The sequence below is a fragment of the Pseudomonas sp. JUb52 genome (assembly GCF_004341115.1).
GTDB classification, from domain to species: domain Bacteria; phylum Pseudomonadota; class Gammaproteobacteria; order Pseudomonadales; family Pseudomonadaceae; genus Chryseomonas; species Chryseomonas oryzihabitans.
This window is the reverse complement of sequence record NZ_SLYS01000003.1, coordinates 338,243-359,268: the sequence shown is the minus strand read 5'-3', so window position 1 is coordinate 359,268 and position 21,026 is coordinate 338,243. Positions and strand designations below refer to the sequence as shown.

Genomic DNA, 21,026 nt, shown 5'->3' with positions numbered 1-21,026 from the left:
CACCGGCGGGTGCCGGTTTTTCCAGACAGTGAGAGTCGCTTTCCCATGACGGATACCCTTGCCCGGCTGCGTGCCGGCAAACTGGCCGGGGCCACGCGCCTGACCCTGCGCGCCGACCTGACCGAATTCCCCGAAGAGATCTTTAGCCTGGCCGACAGCCTGGAAATCCTCGACCTGTCGGGCAATCGGCTGACCCGCTTGCCCGCCGACCTGGGGCGGCTGCACCAGCTGCGCATTCTCTTCTGCTCGGGCAATCCCTTCACCGAGCTGCCCGAGGTGCTGGGCACGCTGCCCAGGCTGGAGATGATCGGCTTCAAGGCCTGCCAGCTGGAGCGGGTAGGCGCCGCGGCCCTGCCGCCGCGCCTGCGCTGGCTGATCCTTACCGACAACCGCATCGCCGAGGTGCCCGCCGCCCTGGGCGAGCGGCCCGCCCTGCAAAAGTTGATGCTGGCCGGTAACCGCTTGCAGCATCTGCCGGCCTCCATGGCCGACCTGCACCAGCTGGAACTGCTGCGGCTGTCGGCGAATCGCTTCGCCGCGCTGCCGCCGGCCATCTTGGAGTTGCCACGGCTGACCTGGCTGGCCTATGGCGACAATCCCCTGGGCGCCGAGCGCGAGCGCGCGGTGCGAGCTCAGGCCGCCCGCCAGCAGCGCATCGCCTGGGGTGATCTGCAGCTTGGCGAGCGGCTGGGGGAGGGCGCCTCCGGCATCATCCATCAGGCGCGCTGGCAATCGCCCACCGGGTCGCGCGAGGTCGCCGTCAAGCTGTTCAAGGGCAGCATGACCAGCGATGGCACCCCGGAAAGCGAAAGCGCCGCCAGCCTCAGCGCCGGCACCCATCCCTGGCTGATCGGTGCTCTCGGTGACCTGGCCGAGCATCCCGAGCAGCGCAGCGGCCTGGTGCTGGAGCTGGTGGAGCCGGCCTTCGGCAACCTGGCCGGACCGCCCAGCTTCACCACCTGCAGCCGCGACGTCTATCCCGAGGACACCCGCTTCACCGCCAGCGCCGTGCGCAGCATGGCTGGCGGCATGGCCAGTGCCCTGGCGCACCTGCACGGACACGGCCTGGTCCACGGTGATTTCTATGCCCACAACATCCTCTGGGATGGCGGCGCCCGCTGCCTGCTGGGGGATTTCGGCGGTGCCTCGCTGCTGCCCGAGGACACGGTTCAGGCGGCGCGCCTGCAACGCTTCGAGAGTCGCGCCTTCGGCATTCTGCTGGAGGAGTGGTTGGCGCGGTGCAGCGAGCCGGTCGATCCGGCACTGGCGGCCCTGGCCGCGGAGTGCCAGCAGCCCGCGCTCGATGCCCGTCCGCTGCTGGCCGAGGTGGCGCAGCGACTGCAGGGCTAGTCCCGGGGCTCGTCCAGGGCCCAGTCCACAGCGGCCAGGGCGTGCAGTCGCGTGGTGTCGAACAGCGGCACCGCGCTGTCGCTCTGGTCCACCAGCAGCATGATCTCGGTGCAGCCGAGCACGATGCCCTCGGCGCCCTGGGCGATCAGTTCGGCGATGATCGCTCGATAGGCGGCCCGCGATTCGGCGCGCACTGCGCCGCGCACCAGTTCTTCGTAGATGATCCGGTGCACGGTCTGGCGCGCGTCCGCTTCAGGCACCAGCACTTCCAGGCCGAAGCCCGCCCTCAGCCGCTCGCGATAGAAGGCCTGCTCCATGGTGAAGGCGGTGCCCAGCAGGCCGACGGTCCGCAGGCCCTTGGCCTGGATCGCCGCCCCGGTAGGATCGGCGATGTGCAGCAGCGGCAGGGCCGTGGCCGCCTCGATCTCCGCCGCCAGGCAATGCATGGTGTTGGTACAGAGCACCAGCGCCTCGGCACCGCCTGCCGCCAGTTGCCGCGCATGCGCTTGCAGGCGTAGACCCAGCGTCGCCCAGTCGCCGGCATGCTGCAGCGCGGCGATCTCGGCGAAGTCCACTGACAGCAGCAGACAGGCCGCCGAATGACTGCCGCCCAACCGCCGCCGGACCTCTTCGTTGAGGATGCGATAGTAGTGAGCCGAACTCTCCCAGCTCATGCCGCCCAGCAGGCCCAGGGTGCGCATGGTCGTTCTCATGGTGATTGGCGAATGGGCATCTTGGCGCCTGTTCCCGCGGTGCGCGAGGATCAGTGAGGCAGAGATCGGGCGGTACAGTGAACGTGCGGTAGGGAGCAAGCGCGGGCGACTCTTGAAGCGGTGGGATGACTATCCCGGCGCTATTGCTCCTTTCCCGTGTACGCTGGGCGCAACGGTTTCCCTCTTTTCGGGTTGGCACTGGCAGAGCCTTTCGCGTTTGGCGCCGATATTGCAAAAGCGAGCTTATGAGGATTGCCGCACGGGATAACGTGTTGCGCTGTGGCGCGCGGCTGTGGCGGCTTATTTGCGGTCTTCAGGAATGGGTGGGGGTCCTATGCTGATAGCTCAGTTTTCCGACACGCATGTAAGGCCGGAGGGCCAGCTTTACCAGAATCTAGTGGGCGCCAATGCCATGCTCGAAGCAGCCGTCAGTACGCTGCTTGAATTGCAGCCCAAACCGGATGTGATTCTGTTCAGCGGGGATCTGGTCGATTGCGGAAGCCCAGCAGCCTATGCCCAGGCACAACAGATATTGGCGCCTTTGACGACACCGGTATTGATGCTGCCGGGCAACCACGATGACCGCCAGGTAATGGCTCGTTATTTTGCAGATCATTGCCCCAGCGACGATGCGCTGGATTGGAGCGCTGTCTACGCCGATCCCGCGTGGCCGTTGCGAATCATCGCCTTGGACATCAGTGTGGCGAATGACCACCATGGTGACATGACCGAAAGCCACGCGGTCTGGCTACGCCAGCGGCTAGACGAAGCGCCAGAAACACCCACCCTGATATTCATGCACCAACCGCCGTTCGATAGCGGCATTCCTTATATCGATGCCTACAAATGTCTCAATGGCCACCGCCTTCGGCACGTAATAAGCGGCTACCCCAGCGTCGAGCGAATCCTGTGCGGGCACATTCACCGTTTCATGATCCTGTGTTTTGCGGGCACCCTGCTATGCACCGCGCCTAGTACCACCACCGCCATAGCACTACGCCTGGATCCCCAGGCCAGCGCGGCGTCCTACGTCGAGCCGCCGGCCATCTTGCTGCATCAGTGGACCGATGCAGGCCTCATTACCCACTGGTATCCCATAGGTGACTTTCCTGGCCCCTATCCATTCGCCTGAATAACTCAGTCCAGTAGTGCTTTGGCAATGTTCTCAAGAATGATTCCCGGAGCAACGAGGCCAATACCGCCAGGGCCAAATGAGCGTGCTAGCTACCGATGGCGAAACGCTCCGCTAGCCGTGACCATTGTCATTGCAAGGGCAGAGGCTATTCCGCGAGCCTGAATATCCCTGGCCAAGTGACGAGTGATCGACGGCCGACCCTTGCCTGAGCGCTCAACCTCGCCGGGATGATCTGCAGCTTTCAAACCCCATGGCAGACCCCTCGCGCCCAGGCTACGCTTCGAGAGGCCACTCCCGGCCCTGGAGGTGATCGTCATGCTCAAAGCACTGTTCGCCGCGCTAGCCCTGACCCTTTTCGCATCCGCCAGCGTCCAGGCGGCGCCCTGCCGGGATGCCCACGGCAAGTTCGTCAAATGCGACACGACCAAGACCAAGGCGGTGCAATGCAAGGATGCCAAGGGCAAGTTCGCCAAGTGCGGCACGCCCGGGGCCACGCCGGTCAACTAGGGGCGGCCAACCGGACGTCAGGCAGGGGCCTGACGCCTCGCCTAGCGTGAGCGCAGCTAGTCCTTTTTTTCCGCCGATCCCGGCTCCGACCAGGCGCGGTGCCGTTCGGCCTTCTGAGCCTCGCTTTCCACCCGATTGAGCACCTCGCCCTCGTGCTGGACCTCGGGACCGCCGCCATAGACATGGTCGAGGCCCTGCATCAGGGCGGCATAACCCTGGGCGGCCACCTGCACCGGATCGTGCTTGGGCCCGGCGCCGACGCTGGTGTCGTCTTCGCCGGCGCGGTGGAAGAAGTTGGTGTCGGTCTGGCCGGGCATGAGCACCGTCAGGGTCACGCCGCTGTCCTTCAGCTCGTTGCGCAGGGCGAAGGCGAAGGAGTTGATGAAGGCCTTGGAGGCGCCATAGACGGCCTCGAAGGGAATCGGCGCGGTGGCCGAGATGGAGGAGGTGAAGAGCACCCGGCCGCGGCCGGCGGCGACCATCTCCGGCAACACCAGCTTGGCCAGGTGCACGGTGGCCATCACATTGAGCTGGATCAATGCCATCTCGTCTTCCAGGCGCGTCTGGCCGACGAAGGCGCCGCCCAGGCCGACCCCGGCGTTAAGTACCACGACGTCCAGCGGGCGGCCCTGGCGACGCAGGAAGCGAAACGTCTCTTCCACACCCACGGCGGTGCGCAGGTCGGCCGCATGGCTCCAGACCTTGACCCCTAGGGCACGCAATTCGCGCTCGGCGGCGTCCAGCCCATCGCCGCGGGAGACCAGCAGCAGATCATGGCCGTGGCGGGCCAGCTGCTTGGCCAGTTCGAAGCCGATGCCGCTGGAGGCACCGGTGACGGCGGCCAGCGGCCGGGAAACGTTGCTCATGCTGAAATCCTCTGCAGACCTGGTGTAGCTGGGATCGTCGCGGACGGCTGGCGCTCCCCGCGGCCGACGGTTGGCCCCTGAGGGCATGGCATAATCGCCAGGCCGTGTAGAGGAGACAAGAGATGCAACCCGCGGATCTGGAAGCCCTGGTGACCTGGACCATGCCCTATGGCAAGTACGCCGGCCGCCTGCTGGCCGACCTGCCGGGTCACTACCTCAACTGGTTCGCCCGCAGCGGCTTTCCGCCTGGCGAGCTGGGCCGCTTGCTGGCGCTGATGCAGGAGATCGACCACAACGGCCTCAAGCCGCTGCTCGATCCCTTGCGCCGCCGCCGTTAGTCCGCCAGGCGACGCATGTCGATATGGGGGATGCCGTCTTCGTCATAGACCGCTGAGCAGGGCGTGAAGCCATAGCGGCCATAGTAGGCCTGCAAATGGGCCTGGGCGGAGAGGAACAGCGGGCGCCCGGGCCAGCGCTCGGCGCAGACGCGCAGGGCTTCCGCCAGCAGCAGATGCCCCAGGCCGCTGCCGCGGCCCTCGGGGGCGACGATCACCCGGCCGATCACCACTTCCTCGCGTACCGCGCCGAGCAGGCGCAGGTAGGCGTGCAACTGGTCGTCGCGCCAGCCGAACAGGTGCCAGACGTCTTCCGCCAGGTCCAGGCCATCGGCGTCGGGATAGATGCACTGCTGCTCCACCACGAAGACCCGGGCGCGCAACACCAGGGCGGCATAGAGCTCGGCGGTGGTCAGCGCCGGCGCGGCGCGGCAGCTCCACTGGAGGGTCATGGTCAGTCCTTGCGCCGGCCGGACAGCATGCGGAAGCGATTGCGGTTGAGCAGCACGTAGCCGGTCAGCTGCAAGCCCGCCGCGAACAGCAGGCTGCGCATGGCGCCGGGTTCGGAGGGACGCGGACCCTGGTACAGGCCATAGAGGGCGAAGGCCACGCCCAGCAGGCCGAGGATGAAGAAGACCAGACCGATCTTGGTCAGGCGGGGGAGGGTGCGCAGATTCATGGCTATGTCGTCACAGGCAAAGGCCGCCACGCTAACCGCCCGGACCGGGCTTGTCGAGCCGATAGGCAGCCGCAGCGGACTGGTCTAACGTGGCCTGATGGCCCCTGGCAAGCGGGAGAGAGCCCATGTTCAGCCATGTGCAGGTAGGCGCGCGCGACCTTGAGCGCCTGATCGGATTCTATGACAGTGTTTTGCACGAGCTCGGCCTGGTGCGGATGCCGGCGGAAGACGATGGCGGCCCGCCCGGCTGCGGCTGGCAGCGCCCGGGGCGAGCGTGGCCGCAATTCTATGTACAGCTGCCCTTCAATGGCCTGCCGGCCTCCTGGGGCAATGGCGTCCAGGTGAGCTTCGCCGCGCCTTCGCCGGCGGCCGTCGAGGCGGCCTGGCACCGCGCCCTGCAACTGGGCGGCAATGACGAGGGCGCTCCCGGCATCCGGCCGGACTATGGCGCGGACTTCTACGCCGCCTACTGCCGGGATCCGGAAGGCAACAAGCTGTGCTTCGTGCATGCCGAGGGACTCGCCGCCGCCTGCGACTAGCGCGCGGCCGGCGATCCGGCGATCCGGCGGACCGGCGCTCAGACGTTGGCCGCCAGGGCGACCGCATCGGTACGGGCGGCCATGATGAAGTCGTTGCGGTGCAGGCCGCCGATGTTGTGGGTCCACCAGCTCACCGTCACCGCGCCCCATTCGGTGAGCAGGGCCGGGTGGTGATCCTCATCCTGCGCCTCGCGGCCGACGCGGTTGGTGAAGTCCAGCGCTTCCAGAAAGTTGCCGAAGGCATAGCGGCGTTCCAGCCGTGGAATTCCTTCGCGCTCGACCAGCGTCCACCCCGGGACGGCCTTGAGTAATTCGTTGCTGGCGGCCTCGCTCAGGGCAGGCTCGCTGGAGCGGCAGGGGACGCAATGGGAGTGGGCGAGATCGGCCATGGGGCGCTCCTTGGGGAAAGAAAGTCACGAAAGGGCAGGGTAACAGACCCGCCGGTCAGCTCCCGGCGTCCCGTCCGACCATGGTCGAATGGTCCGAAACCGGTGCGCGCCGTACAACGGAACACAACAAGAACAACAGTTTCCCGCCGAGGAGATCGTCCCATGAGTGCCGCTTTCTACCCGGTCCGCGCGGAAGTCGCTTCCCGGACCCTGACCGATGAAGTCACCTATCGCCGGCTGTACCAGCAGTCCATCCTCAACCCCGATGGCTTCTGGCGCGAGCAGGCCCAGCGCCTGGACTGGATCAAGCCCTTCAGCCGGGTCAAGCAGACCTCTTTCGACGATCATCGCGTCGACATCCAGTGGTTCGCCGATGGCACCCTGAACGCCTCCTACAACTGCCTGGATCGCCACCTGGAAACCCGCGGTGACCAGACCGCCATCATCTGGGAAGGCGACGATCCGGCCGACAGCCGCCACATCACCTACCGCGAGCTGCATCGCGAGGTCTGCCAGCTGGCCAACGCCCTGCGCGGCCAGGACATCCACCGCGGCGACGTGGTGACCATCTACATGCCGATGATCCCCGAGGCCGTCGTGGCCATGCTGGCCTGCGCCCGTATCGGCGCGGTGCACTCGGTGGTGTTCGGCGGCTTCTCTCCCGAATCCCTGGCCGGCCGCATCAGCGACTGCCAGTCCAAGCTGGTGATCACCGCCGACGAAGGCGTGCGCGGCGGCCGCAAGATCCCGCTCAAGGCCAACGTCGACGAGGCCCTGACCAACCCTGCCACCTATTCGGTGCGCAAGGTGATCGTCTGCAAGCGCACCGGCGCCGACATCGCCTGGCACCGCCACCGCGACGTCTGGTACGAGGACATCACCTCGGTGGCCCCGGAACACTGCGAGCCCAAGGAAATGTCCGCCGAGGCGCCGCTGTTCATCCTCTATACGTCCGGTTCCACCGGCAAGCCCAAGGGCATCCTGCACACCACCGGCGGCTACCTGACCTATGCCGCCCTGACCCACGAGCGGGTCTTCGACTATCGCCCGGGCGAGGTCTACTGGTGCACCGCCGACGTCGGCTGGATCACCGGCCACAGCTACATCGTCTATGGCCCCCTGGCCAATGGCGCCACCACCCTGCTGTTCGAGGGCGTGCCCAACTACCCGGACGTCACCCGCATGGGCCAGGTGGTGGACAAGCATCAGGTCAACGTCCTCTACACCGCGCCCACCGCCATCCGCGCCATGATGGCCCAGGGCGATGCAGCCATGCGCGGCGTCGACGGCAGCAGCCTGCGCCTGCTCGGTTCGGTGGGCGAGCCGATCAACCCCGAGGCCTGGCACTGGTACTACAAGACCGTGGGCCAGGAGCGCTGCCCCATCGTCGACACCTGGTGGCAGACCGAGACCGGCGGCATCCTCATCAGCCCGCTGCCCGGCGCCATCGGCCAGAAGCCCGGTTCGGCGACCCGGCCGTTCTTCGGCATCCAGCCGGCGCTGGTGGACAACGAAGGCAACCTGCTCGACGGCGCCGTGGAAGGCAACCTGGTGATCCTCGATTCCTGGCCGGGCCAGTCGCGCTCCATCTATGGCGATCACGACCGCTTCGTCGACACCTATTTCAAGACCTTCAAGGGCATGTACTTCACCGGTGATGGCGCCCGCCGCGACGAAGACGGCTACTACTGGATCACCGGTCGCGTCGACGACGTGCTCAACGTCTCCGGCCACCGCATGGGCACCGCCGAGATCGAGAGCGCCCTGGTGGCCCATCCCAAGGTGGCTGAGGCCGCGGTGGTGGGCATGCCCCATGACCTCAAGGGCCAGGGCATCTATGTCTACGTGACCCTCAACCAGGGCGAGGAGGGCAACGAAGCCCTGCGCCAGGAGCTCAAGCAGTGGGTGCGCAAGGAGATCGGTCCGATCGCCACGCCCGACGTCATCCAGTGGGCGCCGGGGCTGCCCAAGACCCGCTCCGGCAAGATCATGCGGCGTATCCTGCGCAAGATCGCCGTGGGTGAATACGACGCGCTCGGCGACATCTCCACCCTGGCCGATCCGGGCGTGGTCCAGCATCTGGTCGGGACCCACCAGCAGATGAGCCAGGCCGTCGCCTGATTCGACGGCTTCGCCAACCGCCCGCTATCGTCCCGGTAGCGGGCGGTTTGTTTTTGGAGGTCCTGTAAGGAGTTGTCGCCAGGGTAAAAGCCCTGGCCGTTGCGCTGGCGCTAGAATCGCGCCAGCCGGCGGACCGGAGGGCACACCGGTCCGCTACCCCGGGCAAAGGCCGGGACAGGGGCAGCGCTCCGGCGTACCATGCGTGCCACCCCACAAGGGTTTCATGGCGCGCGGGCCCCGGATCGGTCGCCCCCGCCGCTCTCGACAGGAAGCCAGACGTTAGATGACCATCCGCATCGCCTTTCTGCTGTGGCCCGACGTTCGTCCGCTGACCGTGGGCCTGGTCGAGGAAGCGCTGGAACTCGCCGCTCGCCATTCGAGCGATACACCCTACGAGGTGCGCTTTCTGCAGGCCGGCAGCGAGTTGCAGCCGCGCCTGCCGGGTGGCCACTGGGAAGGGCAGCTGGAACGCCTGGATCGCCTCTTCGTGCTGGCCGACGAACCCTCGCCCGCGCTGCCGCCGCCCCTGGCCGCGGCCCTGCGCCAGACCGCCCGGGCCGGGGTGGTGATGGGAGGCTTTTCCGCCGGGGTGCACATCCTCGCCCAGCTCGGTCTGCTCGACGGGCATCGCGCCGCCGTGCACTGGCGCTGGCTGGAGGAATTCAGCGAGCAATTTCCCAAGGTCATCGCCACCCACCACCTCTACGAGTGGGACCGCGATCGCCTGACCGCCTGTGGCGGCCTGGCCATCCTCGATCTGCTGCTGGCCATGATCGGCCGTGACCGCGACGCCGAACAGGCGGGCACCATCGCCGAGGAGCTGATCGTCGAGCGGCTGCGCGAGGGCAGCGAGCGGCAGCGCATTCCGCTGAAGAATCGCCTGGGGTCGAGTCATCCCAAGCTGACCCAGGCGGTGATGCTGATGGAGGCCAATATCGAAGAGCCCCTCACCACCGACGAGATCGCCCAGCACGTCTGCGTCTCCCGCCGGCAACTGGAGCGGATCTTCAAGCAGTACCTGGCGCGGGTGCCCAGCCAGTACTACCTGGAGCTACGGCTGAATCGGGCGCGCAAGATGCTGACCCAGACCAGCAAGTCGATCATCCAGATCGGCCTGTCCTGCGGCTTCTCGTCGGGGCCGCACTTCTCCAGCGCCTATCGCAACTTCTTTGGCGTCACTCCTCGCGACGACCGCAACCAGCGACGCGGTGCGGCGGGCGAGGGCAGCATGGTGGCCGAGCGCTAGGCGCCCGGCGCACCCCTTCAGCTCAACGGCTCCGCCACCCCTTCGTCCAGCCAGGCGCCCAGCCGATCGGCCGGTAGCGGCGCGCCGCAGTGGAAGCCCTGGATCTCGTCCGCCGGCAAGTGCTGCAGCTGGCGCAGGTGCTCGGCGTCCTCCACGCCCTTGAGGGTCACCCTCAGCCCCAGCGAGCGGCCGAGATCGATCATGGCCCGCACCAGGGCGCTGTCTTCCGGCGCTTGCCGGTGCCGCGCGATGAGGCTGCGGTCGAGGCGGATGCCGTCCAGTGGATAGCGGCGCAGGTAGGCCAGGGAGCACAGGCCGGAACCGAAGTCGTCCAGGCACAGGCGCACGCCCAGGCCCTTGAGCGCGCCCAGGGTGTTGGCCACGTCGGCGGCGGGATCCAGCAGGGTTCGCTCGGTGAGTTCCAGCTCCAGGCGCGAGGCCGCCAGGCCGCTCTGGTAGAGCGCCTCGGCCACGGTCTGCACCGGATCTTCGTTGGCGTGAAATTGCTGCGGCGACAGATTGACCGACACCGAGAGGCGTTCCGGCCAGCCCTGGGCGTCGTGGCAGGCGGTCTCGAGCACCCAGCGCCCCAGGCGCTGTCCGAGGCCGGCGTCTTCGGCCAGGGCCAGGAAATCCAGCGGCTCCAGCAGGCCCTGGGTCGGGTGCTCCCAGCGCACCAGCGCCTCGAAGCCGCACAGGCTGCCATCGGCCAGGCAACGGCGTGGCTGGTAGTAGAGACTGAGCCGATCATCGCGCAGGGCCTGGCGCAGATCCTGTTCCAGCTGCCGGCGCAGGAGCACCTGCTCGTTCATGGCCGGTTCGTGGAAGCGCCAGGTGCCGCGGCCAGCGGCCTTGGCCTGGTAGAGGGCGATGTCGGCCAGACGCAGCAATTCCGCCGGGATGCCGGTATCCCGCGGCGCCAGGGCCACGCCCAGGCTGCTGCCGATGAAGACCCGCTGCTCGCCGAGGCGGAAGGGTTGGCGCAACTGCTCCACCAGGCGCCGACAGAGGTCGGCGATGGCAGCGGGGTCGCGATCGCCGCTGAGCACCACACAGAATTCGTCGCCGCCCAGGCGCGCCACCAGGTCGGTGGCGGTCACGTTCTGCCGCAGGCGCTGCGCCGCTTCCTGCAGGACCTGATCGCCGGCGGCATGGCCGAGGGCGTCGTTGACCGTCTTGAATCTATCCAGGTCCAGGCTGATCAGCGCCAGGGGGCGGGGCTCCGGGCCTTCCAGATGGGTGGCGAGAAACTGGTGCAGGCGATGGCGATTGGGCAGGCCGGTCAGGGGATCGTGCCAGGACAGGTGCTGGACCTGGGCCAGGGCCTCGATCTCGTCGGTGAGATCGGTGACGGTGCCGCGATAGCCGCCTTCGGGAATGGCCCGGGCGGCCACCCGGCAGGTGCGTTCGCGCCCGTTGCCGTCCAGGTAGTGGCAGACCAGCGGCTGTCGTGGCTTGCGGTCGTGGGCCTGGCCGGCGAGCCAGTGCGCCAGGGTGTCGGCATGGGGGGTGAGCAATTCGGCGAGCGGCCGGCCGAGCCAGCGCTCGGTGGCTTCCCCGGTGACCTCGGCGAAGCGATCCGAGACATAGACCAGGCGCAGCGTGGCGTCGACCTCCCACAGCCAGTCCGAGGTGGCCTCGGCGATGTCGCGGAAGCGCCGCTCGCCGATGGCCAGTTCGCTGCGGCTGGCCAGCAGGTCATCGTACTGGGCATCCAGCTGGCGCATCGAGATCAGCGCCTGGCGAAACAGCCAGATCAGCCCCAGCAGCAGGATCAGCACCCCGCCACCGAACAGCGGCAGGGTCTGTTGCATCAGCCACAGCCCCGGACGCGGTGGGCGCCAGGTCAGCTGATAGCTGGAACCCGGTAGTTGCCAGCTGGCGCGGCTGCCGGCGGCGTTGGCGCTGATGCTCAGCGGCGGCAGGTTGTTGGCTTCGCTCAGGGCCGCCAGCCGCGCCGGACTGAGCACATTGACGAAGACCAGTACCGAGGCCGGCGCGTCCTGGGGGCGAACGCCGGCCTGGTCGCCTGGGGTGATGGCGGCGGCGGCCACCAGCGCCGGCATCCCGGCCACGGTCAGCACGCCGGACACGCTGCCGGCGCGGGCGTCGGCGCTGCGCGCCGCGGCCAGCAGGCCGGCGATGTCGCCCTGCAGCCAAGGGGCAGCGGGATCGGCGAGCTGGCCGTCGAGCAGGCGATAGCGGGGCCGATCCTGACCGTCGAACACCAGCACTCCCTCATAGCCATAGACCTGGAACAGGGATTCGCCCAGATTGCCCTGTTCGAAGGCCCAGTCGCTGTCCAGTGTCTGGTGCAGGCGGCGATAGGCTTCGTCCCATTTGCTGTAGTCGATCAGGTTGCGGGCGACCTCTTCGTCGAGGCGCGTGAAGGTGCGGCCAACGGCGCGCTCGGTGTGCTGGGCGACGGTGGCATCCTGGCGCACGGCATTGTCGACCAGCAGATAGCAACCCAGGCCGATGAGACCCAGGAGCAGCACGCAGAGCGCGGGGAACAGCCGCAGGAGAACGGTATGGCCCCGTCGGCGCGGAGGCGCGCTACGAGACGCTGGGGATGTTGGCATGCCTGGACCCTGGCTGGATGAGCGTTCCTGTGCCTTCGCCTGGTGGAACCCGGAAGTGACCAAGCGAAGCGGATGAAACCTTGCCGTCGCTAGACTAGCCCCTTGGGGCGCGCGACGCTAAACGTAAAGCGGGAGATGCCAAGGGGATCGCGCTAAGCATCGCGCGAACGCCCGAGTTAGGTGGGATTGCCGGCTCCGCCATAGAAGGCGCAGCCCTGCCAGGTCTGGCCATTGATGCGCAGTTCGGCCTGCAGTGACTGCACGGTGCCGGTGCGACCGTCCACGCAGCGGCGCGGATTGATCCACAGCTCGACCTTCTCGCCATTGGCTTCGGTGGACAGGGCGCGCATGCCGCCCGGCAATTCTTCCTGCACGAAGGGCAGGGCGCGGCGCTGCTGGCCGGCGGTGCTGACCAGCATGCCCTGGTTGCTGACCTGGACGCTCCAGTCCGGTCCATGGCCACCGGCGTTCATGGCGGTGCGCTTGAAGTTGGGATCGCTGCAACCCGGTCCGCTGTATTGCACGCGGTAGACGTCGGTGACGGCGAACACGCCCTGGGCACCATCGCGGCCGCCGGACTTGAGCTTGCCGCGCAGGTCGGCGAACAGCGAAGCGGCGCCGCTGTCGGCGGCCAGTTCGTGGGCATCGCGCAGAATGGCGGTGTTGTTGGCGTCGGTGACGTCGAAGAAACGCTGTTCCTGGCAGGGGCGGAACAGCAGCTGGTCACCGCTCCAGCGCAGATCGCCCTGCAGGCGCTCGCCGCCCGGTGCACGCGGGGTGTCGTCGCTCTGGAACAGGCTACAGCCGCCGAGGAGGCCGAGCAGGGCTAGGGGAAAGATGGCACGCGGCGCTGGCATCGCAGGACTCCGACTGAGGTGGGCACACGTTACTCAGACAGCGCCGCGAGCTCAAGGACTTACCAGACGCGATACGTCTTGCCGGTTTCTCGTCCTTCCACACTGCGTTCGTAGGCCAGGGCGGCCTCGGCGCCGCTGACCGCCTTGAAACCGCGGAAGAAATCGCCGTAGTGGCCCAGGGACTCCTGCAGCACCGTCGGGCTGACCGCGTTGAGGCGCTGACCGTGGGGCAATTCGATGGCCGCACCGCGCACGAAGCCTTCCAGCGCCGCGTTGACCATGGCCGCCGAGCTGCCCTGGGCGATGGGCTGTTCGCTGAGGATGCCGGTGGTCAGGGTGAAGGAGGCGCCCTCGGCGGCCTGCTGCTGGCCGAGCAGTACCAGATTGACCTGGCCCATGAGCTTGTCCTGCAGGCCTTTCTGGTACGCCTCGGGCGTCATCTCGGTGAAGGGGGCGAAGGTCACCGAACCCACCGCGCTGACCAGGGCGTCGAAACGACCCACCTGGGCGAAGAGGGCACGGATGGACTCGGGTTGGGTGATGTCGACCTGCAGATCGCCGGATCGGCGGCCGACGCGGATCAGGTCATGGCGGCTGCCCAGGCGATCGGCGATGGCGCTGCCCAGGGTCCCGCTGGCACCGACGAGGATGATTTTCATGGGGGTGGCTCCGTGAAGGGAAAGGAGTCCTCAGCCTAGAATGGCCCATTGCCCGGATAAATCGCCTGAATGGCAATCCAGTGTTTCCAGGGGGAAACGATGCAGGACGACTTCGCCGATCTCGCCGCCTTCGCCATCCTCTGTGACAGCGGCAGCTTCACCCGTGCGGCCGAGCGCCTGGGCTGCAGCAAGGGCCAGCTGTCCAAGCGCATCCGGGCGCTAGAGATGCGCCTGGAGACCCAGCTGCTGCACCGTACCACCCGACGCCTCGATCCCACTCCCGCCGGTCGTGCCCTGCTGCCGGAGGCCCAGGCCCTGGTGCGCCAGCGCGAGCGGGCCCTGCAGAGCGTGGCCCGGCTGCAGGAGGAAGCCGTCGGCCCGGTGCGCCTGACCGTGCCGGTGTCCCTGGGCTACACCTTTTTCGAGGTGCTGCTGGCCTGTCGCGCCGCCCATCCCGCCATCCAGCTGGACCTGGTGCTGGACAACGGCTACCGCGACCTGGTGGCCGAGGGCTTCGACCTGGCGATCCGCGCCCGGCTGGAGCCGGACGAACGCCTGGTCGCCCGCCCGCTGTTCGCCATGCAGGAGGTGACCTGCGCGGCACCGGCCTATCTGGCCGGGGTCGAGGTTCCCCGGGTGCCCGAGGATCTGCTCGGCCATCGCTGCCTGGTGAACAGTCACTATGCCGAGGGCGACGTCTGGCTCTATCACCGCGAGCATCAGCTCAGCCGCGTCCAGGTGGCGCCCAGTCTTTCCTGCAACCACTACAGCCTGCTCAAGCAGGCGGCCCTGGCCGGGCAGGGCATCGCCCGGCTGCCCTCGTTCATGGTGCACGAAGAGTTGGCCAGCGGCGCCCTGGTCTGGCTGCTCAGGGAATGGCGCACCCCCAGCCAGCCGTTGTTTCTGGTGCATCCCTACCAGGGCGGGTTGCCCAAGCGGACCAGAGTGGTGGCGGAAGCTCTGAGCGACTGGTTCGAGCGCAGTCGGCAGCGGTTGGAGGCGTTGGGGTAGCGGGGGGCGATGGCGCTCTACGCCTGCATGGATCGCCCCCTCTCCCTGTGGGAGAGGGCTGGGGTGAGGGCACCCTTCACCGTGAAGCCCCCAGTGGAAAAGGCTGCGCCGTTTTCCACACTACTTCGCTGTCGGGCTTCGACGATGGAGCCGTCTCAACCCAACCTACGCGTTGAAAGCCCCCTCTCCCTGCGGGAGAGGGCTGGGGTGAGGGCACCCTTCACCGTGAAGCCCCTAGTGGAAAAGGCTGCGCCGTTTTCCACGCTACGGCACCGTTGGGCTTCGACAGTGGAGCTGTCTCAACCCAACCTACGCGTTGCATGGATAGCCCCCTCTCCCTGCGGGAGAGGGCTGGGGTGAGGGCGCGCTTCGCTGTGAAGCCCCCAGTGGAAAAGGCTGCGCCGTTTTCCACGCTACTTCGCTGTTGGGCTTCGACGGTGGAGCCGTCTCAACCCAGCCTACGCGCTGCATGGATCGCCCCCTCTCCCTGCGGGAGAGGGCTGGGGTGAGGGCGCGCTTCGCTGTGAAGCCCCAGTGGAAAAGGCTGCGCCGTTTTCCACGCTACGGTGCTGTTGGGCTTCGCTGCGCCGAGGTTGAAGCGTTTCGGGCAGCGACGGCATGCTCAACCGCCCAGATAGGCCTTGCGCACGTCCGGGTTGGCCAGCAGTTCGGCGCCGCTGTCCTGCATGACGATGCGGCCGTTCTCCAGCACATAGCCGCGGTCGGCCAGCTTGAGCGCCTGGTTGGCGTTCTGCTCGACCAGGAACACCGTCACCCCATCCTGGCGCAGTTGCTCGATGATCTCGAAGATCTGCTGGATGATGATGGGCGCCAGGCCCAGGGAGGGCTCGTCGAGCAGCAGCAGGCGCGGCTCGCTCATCATCGCCCGGCCGATGGCGAGCATCTGCTGCTCGCCGCCAGACATGGTGCCGGCGCGCTGGGCATAGCGCTCCTTGAGTCGCGGGAAGAGGCCGAGGACCTTCTCCAGCTGGCGGTCATAGGCGTGCTTGTCGGTAAAGAAGCCGCCCATGGCGAGGTTCTCTTCCACGGTCAGGCGGGCGAACACCCGGCGGCCTTCCGGCACCACGGCGATGCCCTTGCGCATGATCTGCGCGGTTTCCTGGCCGACCAGTTCCTCGCCTTCGTAGCGGATGCTGCCGCCATGGGCACGCGGGGTACCGCAGAGGGTCATCAGCAGGGTGGACTTGCCAGCACCGTTGGCGCCGATCAGGGTGACGATCTCGCCCCGGTTCACCTGCACGCTGACGCCATGCAGCGCCTGGATCTTGCCGTAGAAGGTGGAGACGTTGTCGAACTGCAGCATGGAGGTCTCCATCAGGATTCGCCCAGGTAGGCCTTGATCACGTCGGGGTTGTTGCGGATCTGCTCCGGCGTCCCGTCGGCCAGGGGGGTACCCTGGTTGATCACCACGATGTGGTCGGAAATGCTCATCACCAGGTGCATGTCGTGCTCGATCAAGAGCACGGTGACGCCGTGCTCGGCGCGCAGCAGGGCGATGAGCGCCTTGAGGTCCTCGGTCTCGCGCGGGTTGAGACCGGCGGCCGGCTCGTCGAGCATGAGGATCTGCGGGCGGGTCATCATGCAGCGGGCGATTTCCAGGCGGCGCTGCTGGCCGTAGGCGAGATTGCCGGCGTTACGGTTGGCGAACTCGGTGAGATTGACCTGCTCCAGCCAGAAACGCGCGTAGTCCATGGCCTCGGCTTCGCTCTTGCGAAAGGCCGGGGTCTTGAACAGCCCGGCCAGGAAGCCGGTATTGAGGTGGCGATGCTGGGCCACCAGCAGGTTCTCCACCGCGGTCATTTCCTTGAACAGGCGGACGTTCTGGAAGGTACGCACCACGCCCTTGCGGGCGATCTTGTGCCCGGGCAGGCCCTGGATGGCCTCGCCGCGCAGGAGGATCTCGCCGCCACTGGGCCGGTAGAAGCCGGTCAGGCAGTTGAACACCGTGGTCTTGCCGGCGCCGTTGGGACCGATCAGCGAGACCACCTGGCCCTGTTCCACACGGATGTTGACGCCGTTGACGGCCAGCAGGCCGCCGAACCTCATGGACAGGCCGGAGACATCAAGAAGGGCTTGGCTCATTTGCGCAACTCCAGGTGCGGGCGTTGCATCGGGAGCAGGCCTTGCGGACGCCAGATCATCATCACGACCATCAGCAGGCCGAACATCAACATGCGGTATTCGCTGAATTCACGCATCAGCTCCGGCAGCAGGATCATCACGATGGCCGCGAGGATCACGCCGAGCTGGGACCCCATGCCGCCCAGCACCACGATGGCCAGGATGATGGCCGATTCGATGAAGGTGAAGGATTCCGGCGACACCAGGCCCTGGCGGGCGGCGAAGAAGCTGCCGGCGAAACCAGCGAAGCAGGCGCCCAGGGTAAAGGCCGAGAGCTTGATCAGCGTGGGATTCAGACCCAGGGCGCGGCAGGCGATCTCGTCTTCGCGCAGGGCTTCCCAGGCGCGACCGATGGGCATGCGCAGGAGGCGATTGATCACGAACAGGGTCAGCAGCACCAGCAGCAGGGCGATCAGGTAGAGGAAGATCACCTTGTATTCGGAGTTGTAGGGGATGCCGAAGTACTCGTGGAAGGGCGTCATGCCCTCGGGTGCGCGGCGTTCGAAGGTCAGGCCGAACAGGGTCGGCTTGTCGATGCCGCTGATGCCGTTGGGACCGCCGGTCCATTCGGTGAGGTTGCGCAAGAGGATGCGGATGATCTCGCCGAAGCCCAGGGTGACGATGGCCAGGTAGTCGCCGCGCAGGCGCAGTACAGGGAAGCCGAGCAGGAAGCCGAACAGCGCCGCCATCAGCCCTGCCAGCGGCAGGCATACCCAGAAGCCCAGGCCATAGTAGTGGGAGAGCATGGCGTAGGTGTAGGCGCCGACGGCATAGAAGCCGACGTAGCCCAGGTCGAGCAGACCGGCCAGGCCCACCACGATGTTCAGGCCGAGGCCGAGCATCACGTAGATCAGGATCAGGGTGGCGATGTCCACCGCGCCGCGCGAGCCATAGAAGGGCCACACCAGGGCGACCAGCACCAGACCGAGGATCACCCAGCGCTGGGTCTTGGGTTCGGTCAGCTTGGTGCCCAGGCCGGTGGCCGGCAATGGTAGGCCGCCGCTGCGGCGCCAGCCGGCGGTGACCTGGTCACGCACCAGTTGCCAGACGAACATCAGCACCGCGGCCAGGGCCACGATCCAGAGGGTGCGCGGCGTGGCGCCGTGCACTTCGAGGTTGACGCCCACCGTCTCCAGCTTGAGGCCGAGGATGGGATAGGCGACGGCCAGCACCAGCAGGGCGCTGAAGAAGGCGGTTCGCAGACGGGCACTCATACCTTTTCCACCTCCGGACGACCCAGGATGCCGGTGGGGCGGAACAGCAGCACCAGCACCAGCAGGCTGAAGGCCACCACGTCCTTGTACTGGTCACCGAAGACATCGGCGCCAAAGGCCTCGGCCACGCCCAGCACCAGGCCGCCGAGCATGGCGCCGGGGATGCTGCCGATGCCGCCGAGCACGGCGGCGGTAAAGGCCTTGATGCCGGCCAGGAAACCCAGGCTCGGGTTGATCACGCCGTACTGGATGCCCAGCAGCACCGCGGCCACGGCGGCCAGGGTGGCGCCGATGACGAAGGTCAGGGCGATGATGCCGTTGGTGTTGATGCCCAGCAGGTTGGCCATCTTGATGTCCTCGGCGCAGGCGCGGCAGGCGCGGCCCAGGCGGGAGCGGGAGATGAACCAGGTCAGGCCGAACATGGTGAGCAGGGTGACGATGAAGATCAGCACCTGCACATAGGAGATCACCACGCCGTTCATAGCGTCGGTGCCGATGATGAAGTTGCCCGGCAGCAGGTTGGGGATCGACTTGTCCTTGGAGTCCTGGGCCAGCAGCACCCAGTTCTGCAGGAAGATCGACATGCCGATCGCCGAGATCAGCGGGATCAGCCGGTTACCGCCGCGCAGGGGGCGATAGGCGATGCGTTCGATGCTGTAGCCGTAGGCACTGGCGATGATGATGCTGGCGCCGAAGGCGGCGAGCATGACGATGGGCAGGCTGTGGATGCCCAGCATGGCGAGGCCCGCGATGGCGATGAAAGCCACGTAGGAGCCGATCATGTACACCTCGCCATGGGCGAAGTTGATCATGCCGATGATGCCGTAGACCATGGTGTAGCCGATGGCGATCAGGGCATAGGTGCTGCCGACCGTGAGGCCGTTCACCAGCTGTTGCAGGTAGTGGTAGAACTCGGGCATGGGTGTCTCCAGGGGACCCAAGTGCACTTCTGGTGCAGGTCCCAGGCCTCGGATGGAGGCGGATAAACGAAGCCCACCGCCGTGGGCGGTGGGCTCCGGTGTTACAGGCAGGGCTTACTTGGCTTCAGTCTTGGTGCCGTCGGCGTGCCATTCGTAGACCACGAACTCGAAGTTCTTCAGGTCGCCTTTTTCGTCGAACGCCAGCTCGCCGGTGGGGGTGTTGAAGGTGTTGCTGCGCAGCGCCTTGGCCACGTCCTCGGGCTTCTCGTCGCCCGCCTTGGCGATGCCTTCGGCGATGACCTGCACGGCGGCGTAGGAGGGGAACACGAAGGGACCGCTCGGATCCTGCTTCTTGTCCTTGAACGCCTGCACCAGGGCCTGGTTCTTGGGATCCTGGTCGAAGGAGCGCGGCAGGGTGACCAGCAGGCCTTCGGAGGCCTTGCCGGCAATGGCGGAGATGGAGCTGTTGCCCACGCCTTCCGGACCCATGAACTTGGCGGTCAGGCCCTTCTCGGCCGCCTGACGCAGGATCAGGCCCAACTCGGGGTGGTAGCCGCCGTAGTAGACGAAGTCGACGTTGGCCTGCTTGAGCTTGGCGATCAGCGAGGAGAAGTCCTTGTCGCCGGAGTTGATGCCCTCGAACACGGCGACCTTGACGCCGGCCTTGTCCAGGGTCTGCTTGACCGCGGTGGCGATGCCTTCGCCGTACTGCTGCTTGTCGTGGATGACCGCGACGATCTTCGGCTTGACGTGCTCGACGATGAACTTGCCGGCGGTCGGGCCCTGCATGTTGTCCAGGCCGATGGTGCGGAAGATCAGCTTGTAGCCACGGTTGGTGATGTCGGGGCTGGTGGCCGCCGGGGTCACCATCAGGATGCCTTCGTCCTCATAGATGTCGGAAGCCGGCTGGGTGGAGCTGGAGCAGAGGTGGCCGACGACGAACTTGACGCCATCGTTGACGATCTTGTTGGCAACCGCCACGGCCTGCTTGGGATCGCAGGCGTCGTCGTAGATCACGCCTTCGAGCTGCTTGCCCTTGACGCCGCCGGCCTTGTTGATCTGCTCGATGGCCATCTGGGCACCAATGAACTCCATGTCACCGTACTGGGCGACCGGACCGGTCTTGGGGCCGGCCAGACCGATCTTCAGGGTGTCGGCTGCCAGGGTGTGGCTGGCCATGCCGGCCAGGGCCAGGGCCGCGACCAAGCGGGAGAAACGCAGAGTTGCCTTTTTCATGAGTGCTCCACTCGGAATGCTTTTATTAATGAGGCAGTTGGAAGCGAAAATGTGCCGATTTTGTTCTTTATGACGCGCCGCGCAGTTTAATCACCGTCTGTTCGTCTTGGAAAGCTGGCGACGACAACTTGTCGGACTTGTCGACCGTGCGTCCGGGCGCTCGGCAAGCGGGGAGGGCGACGGTAGAATCCGCCCTTTTCGCGAGGCCCGCACCATGACCGATCACGCAACGCGCTACGCCACCCTGCTCGGGCAGACGGCCGCCATCGGCTGGGAAGAATTGCAACCGCATTTTGCGCGGGGCGTGCTGCTGGAAGTGGCGCCCGAGCTGGACCTGATCGAGGCGGCCATCGCCGTGACCCAGGACGATGCCGCCCGAGTGGGTCTGTGGCTGCAGCAGGGTCAGCTGGCCAAGGTCGACGAAGAGCGCGCGCGGCGCCGGCTGGAAGCGCCCGCGGTGGCGCTGTGGGCGGTGGTGGTGGCGCCCTGGGTGCTGATGCAGGAGCGTCCGGCCGAGCGCTGAAA

At 66.9% G+C, this 21,026-nt stretch carries 22 protein-coding genes; 9 read left to right on the top strand and 13 right to left on the bottom strand.

The window, feature by feature from the left end; genetic code table 11:
* Window positions 1-45 precede the first annotated feature (45 nt).
* Entirely contained in the window at window positions 46-1,350 is a 1,305-nt protein-coding gene (locus EC839_RS07320) for a leucine-rich repeat-containing protein kinase family protein (RefSeq protein ID WP_007159590.1), read from the top strand.
* Here EC839_RS07320 and EC839_RS07315 read toward each other — a convergent pair.
* Window positions 1,347-2,051, bottom strand: a complete 705-nt coding sequence (locus EC839_RS07315; protein ID WP_007159589.1) for an aspartate/glutamate racemase family protein — start codon at window positions 2,049-2,051, stop codon at window positions 1,347-1,349. The genes EC839_RS07320 and EC839_RS07315 overlap by 4 nt on opposite strands.
* A gap of 346 nt (window positions 2,052-2,397) precedes the next feature.
* Here EC839_RS07315 and EC839_RS07310 point away from each other — a divergent pair, with 346 nt between their 5' ends.
* Together EC839_RS07310 and EC839_RS07305 are read left to right on the top strand one after the other, a co-directional pair.
* The gene (locus EC839_RS07310) at window positions 2,398-3,195 is read left to right on the top strand and encodes a phosphodiesterase (RefSeq protein ID WP_007159588.1); all 798 of its coding nucleotides are present in this window, start codon (window positions 2,398-2,400) and stop codon (window positions 3,193-3,195) included.
* Between the two features lie 318 nt (window positions 3,196-3,513).
* Window positions 3,514-3,705 (top strand): hypothetical protein, encoded by a 192-nt coding sequence (locus tag EC839_RS07305; RefSeq protein WP_007159587.1) that lies wholly within the window; start codon window positions 3,514-3,516, stop codon window positions 3,703-3,705.
* A 56-nt stretch (window positions 3,706-3,761) separates the two neighbouring features.
* Here EC839_RS07305 and EC839_RS07300 read toward each other — a convergent pair whose 3' ends face one another.
* A complete protein-coding gene (locus tag EC839_RS07300) occupies window positions 3,762-4,571 on the bottom strand; it encodes an SDR family oxidoreductase (RefSeq protein ID WP_007159586.1) in 810 nt (269 codons plus the stop codon).
* A gap of 122 nt (window positions 4,572-4,693) precedes the next feature.
* Here EC839_RS07300 and EC839_RS07295 point away from each other — a divergent pair, with 122 nt between their 5' ends.
* The gene (locus EC839_RS07295) at window positions 4,694-4,909 is read left to right on the top strand and encodes a DUF3820 family protein (RefSeq protein WP_007159585.1); all 216 of its coding nucleotides are present in this window, start codon (window positions 4,694-4,696) and stop codon (window positions 4,907-4,909) included.
* On the opposite strand, the gene EC839_RS07290 is transcribed toward EC839_RS07295, so the two are convergent.
* Both EC839_RS07290 and EC839_RS07285 read right to left on the bottom strand, forming a co-directional pair.
* A complete protein-coding gene (locus tag EC839_RS07290) occupies window positions 4,906-5,358 on the bottom strand; it encodes a GNAT family N-acetyltransferase (protein WP_007159584.1) in 453 nt (150 codons plus the stop codon). The genes EC839_RS07295 and EC839_RS07290 overlap by 4 nt on opposite strands.
* 2 nt (window positions 5,359-5,360) lie before the next feature.
* Window positions 5,361-5,585, bottom strand: coding sequence for a hypothetical protein (locus EC839_RS07285; protein WP_007159583.1), 225 nt, complete (start codon window positions 5,583-5,585; stop codon window positions 5,361-5,363).
* Between the two features lie 125 nt (window positions 5,586-5,710).
* On the opposite strand from EC839_RS07285, the gene EC839_RS07280 reads away from it, so the two are divergent.
* Window positions 5,711-6,124, top strand: a complete 414-nt coding sequence (locus EC839_RS07280; RefSeq protein WP_007159582.1) for a VOC family protein — start codon at window positions 5,711-5,713, stop codon at window positions 6,122-6,124.
* 38 nt (window positions 6,125-6,162) lie between these two features.
* On the opposite strand, the gene EC839_RS07275 is transcribed toward EC839_RS07280, so the two are convergent.
* The gene (locus EC839_RS07275) at window positions 6,163-6,513 is read right to left on the bottom strand and encodes a 4a-hydroxytetrahydrobiopterin dehydratase (RefSeq protein ID WP_007159581.1); all 351 of its coding nucleotides are present in this window, start codon (window positions 6,511-6,513) and stop codon (window positions 6,163-6,165) included.
* A gap of 162 nt (window positions 6,514-6,675) precedes the next feature.
* On the opposite strand from EC839_RS07275, the gene acs reads away from it, so the two are divergent.
* Together acs and EC839_RS07265 are read left to right on the top strand one after the other, a co-directional pair.
* Window positions 6,676-8,634 carry an acetate--CoA ligase gene (gene acs, locus EC839_RS07270; RefSeq protein ID WP_007159580.1) on the top strand — a complete coding sequence of 653 codons (1,959 nt, stop codon included), beginning with the start codon at window positions 6,676-6,678 and terminating at the stop codon, window positions 8,632-8,634.
* A 283-nt stretch (window positions 8,635-8,917) separates the two neighbouring features.
* Window positions 8,918-9,880, top strand: coding sequence for a GlxA family transcriptional regulator (locus EC839_RS07265; protein WP_007159579.1), 963 nt, complete (start codon window positions 8,918-8,920; stop codon window positions 9,878-9,880).
* Between the two features lie 17 nt (window positions 9,881-9,897).
* Here EC839_RS07265 and EC839_RS07260 read toward each other — a convergent pair whose 3' ends face one another.
* From EC839_RS07260 to EC839_RS07250, 3 genes are all read right to left on the bottom strand, one after another.
* Complete coding sequence (locus EC839_RS07260; protein ID WP_039975405.1) at window positions 9,898-12,462, bottom strand: EAL domain-containing protein; 2,565 nt, start codon at window positions 12,460-12,462, stop codon at window positions 9,898-9,900.
* 176 nt (window positions 12,463-12,638) lie between these two features.
* A complete protein-coding gene (locus EC839_RS07255) occupies window positions 12,639-13,319 on the bottom strand; it encodes a lipoprotein (protein WP_007159577.1) in 681 nt (226 codons plus the stop codon).
* Window positions 13,320-13,378: 59 nt separating this feature from the next.
* Window positions 13,379-13,978, bottom strand: coding sequence for a short chain dehydrogenase (locus EC839_RS07250; RefSeq protein ID WP_007159576.1), 600 nt, complete (start codon window positions 13,976-13,978; stop codon window positions 13,379-13,381).
* Between the two features lie 99 nt (window positions 13,979-14,077).
* Here EC839_RS07250 and EC839_RS07245 point away from each other — a divergent pair, with 99 nt between their 5' ends.
* Window positions 14,078-14,989 (top strand): LysR family transcriptional regulator, encoded by a 912-nt coding sequence (locus EC839_RS07245; protein WP_007159575.1) that lies wholly within the window; start codon window positions 14,078-14,080, stop codon window positions 14,987-14,989.
* A gap of 622 nt (window positions 14,990-15,611) precedes the next feature.
* Here the strand turns inward: EC839_RS07245 and EC839_RS07240 are convergent.
* The 5 genes from EC839_RS07240 to EC839_RS07220 all read right to left on the bottom strand — a co-directional run bounded on the left by EC839_RS07240 (window position 15,612) and on the right by EC839_RS07220 (window position 20,501).
* Window positions 15,612-16,313 carry an ABC transporter ATP-binding protein gene (locus EC839_RS07240; RefSeq protein ID WP_007159574.1) on the bottom strand — a complete coding sequence of 234 codons (702 nt, stop codon included), beginning with the start codon at window positions 16,311-16,313 and terminating at the stop codon, window positions 15,612-15,614.
* An 11-nt stretch (window positions 16,314-16,324) separates the two neighbouring features.
* Window positions 16,325-17,092, bottom strand: coding sequence for a high-affinity branched-chain amino acid ABC transporter ATP-binding protein LivG (gene livG / locus EC839_RS07235; RefSeq protein WP_007159573.1), 768 nt, complete (start codon window positions 17,090-17,092; stop codon window positions 16,325-16,327).
* Window positions 17,089-18,345 carry a high-affinity branched-chain amino acid ABC transporter permease LivM gene (locus EC839_RS07230; RefSeq protein ID WP_007159572.1) on the bottom strand — a complete coding sequence of 419 codons (1,257 nt, stop codon included), beginning with the start codon at window positions 18,343-18,345 and terminating at the stop codon, window positions 17,089-17,091. The genes livG and EC839_RS07230 overlap by 4 nt, the downstream gene beginning before the upstream one ends.
* Window positions 18,342-19,265, bottom strand: coding sequence for a high-affinity branched-chain amino acid ABC transporter permease LivH (gene livH, locus EC839_RS07225; RefSeq protein WP_007159571.1), 924 nt, complete (start codon window positions 19,263-19,265; stop codon window positions 18,342-18,344). The genes EC839_RS07230 and livH overlap by 4 nt, the downstream gene beginning before the upstream one ends.
* Before the next feature lie 114 nt (window positions 19,266-19,379).
* Complete coding sequence (locus EC839_RS07220) at window positions 19,380-20,501, bottom strand: branched-chain amino acid ABC transporter substrate-binding protein (protein ID WP_007159570.1); 1,122 nt, start codon at window positions 20,499-20,501, stop codon at window positions 19,380-19,382.
* Window positions 20,502-20,715: 214 nt separating this feature from the next.
* Here EC839_RS07220 and EC839_RS07215 point away from each other — a divergent pair, with 214 nt between their 5' ends.
* Complete coding sequence (locus EC839_RS07215; RefSeq protein WP_007159569.1) at window positions 20,716-21,024, top strand: DUF2288 family protein; 309 nt, start codon at window positions 20,716-20,718, stop codon at window positions 21,022-21,024.
* Window positions 21,025-21,026 lie beyond the last annotated feature (2 nt).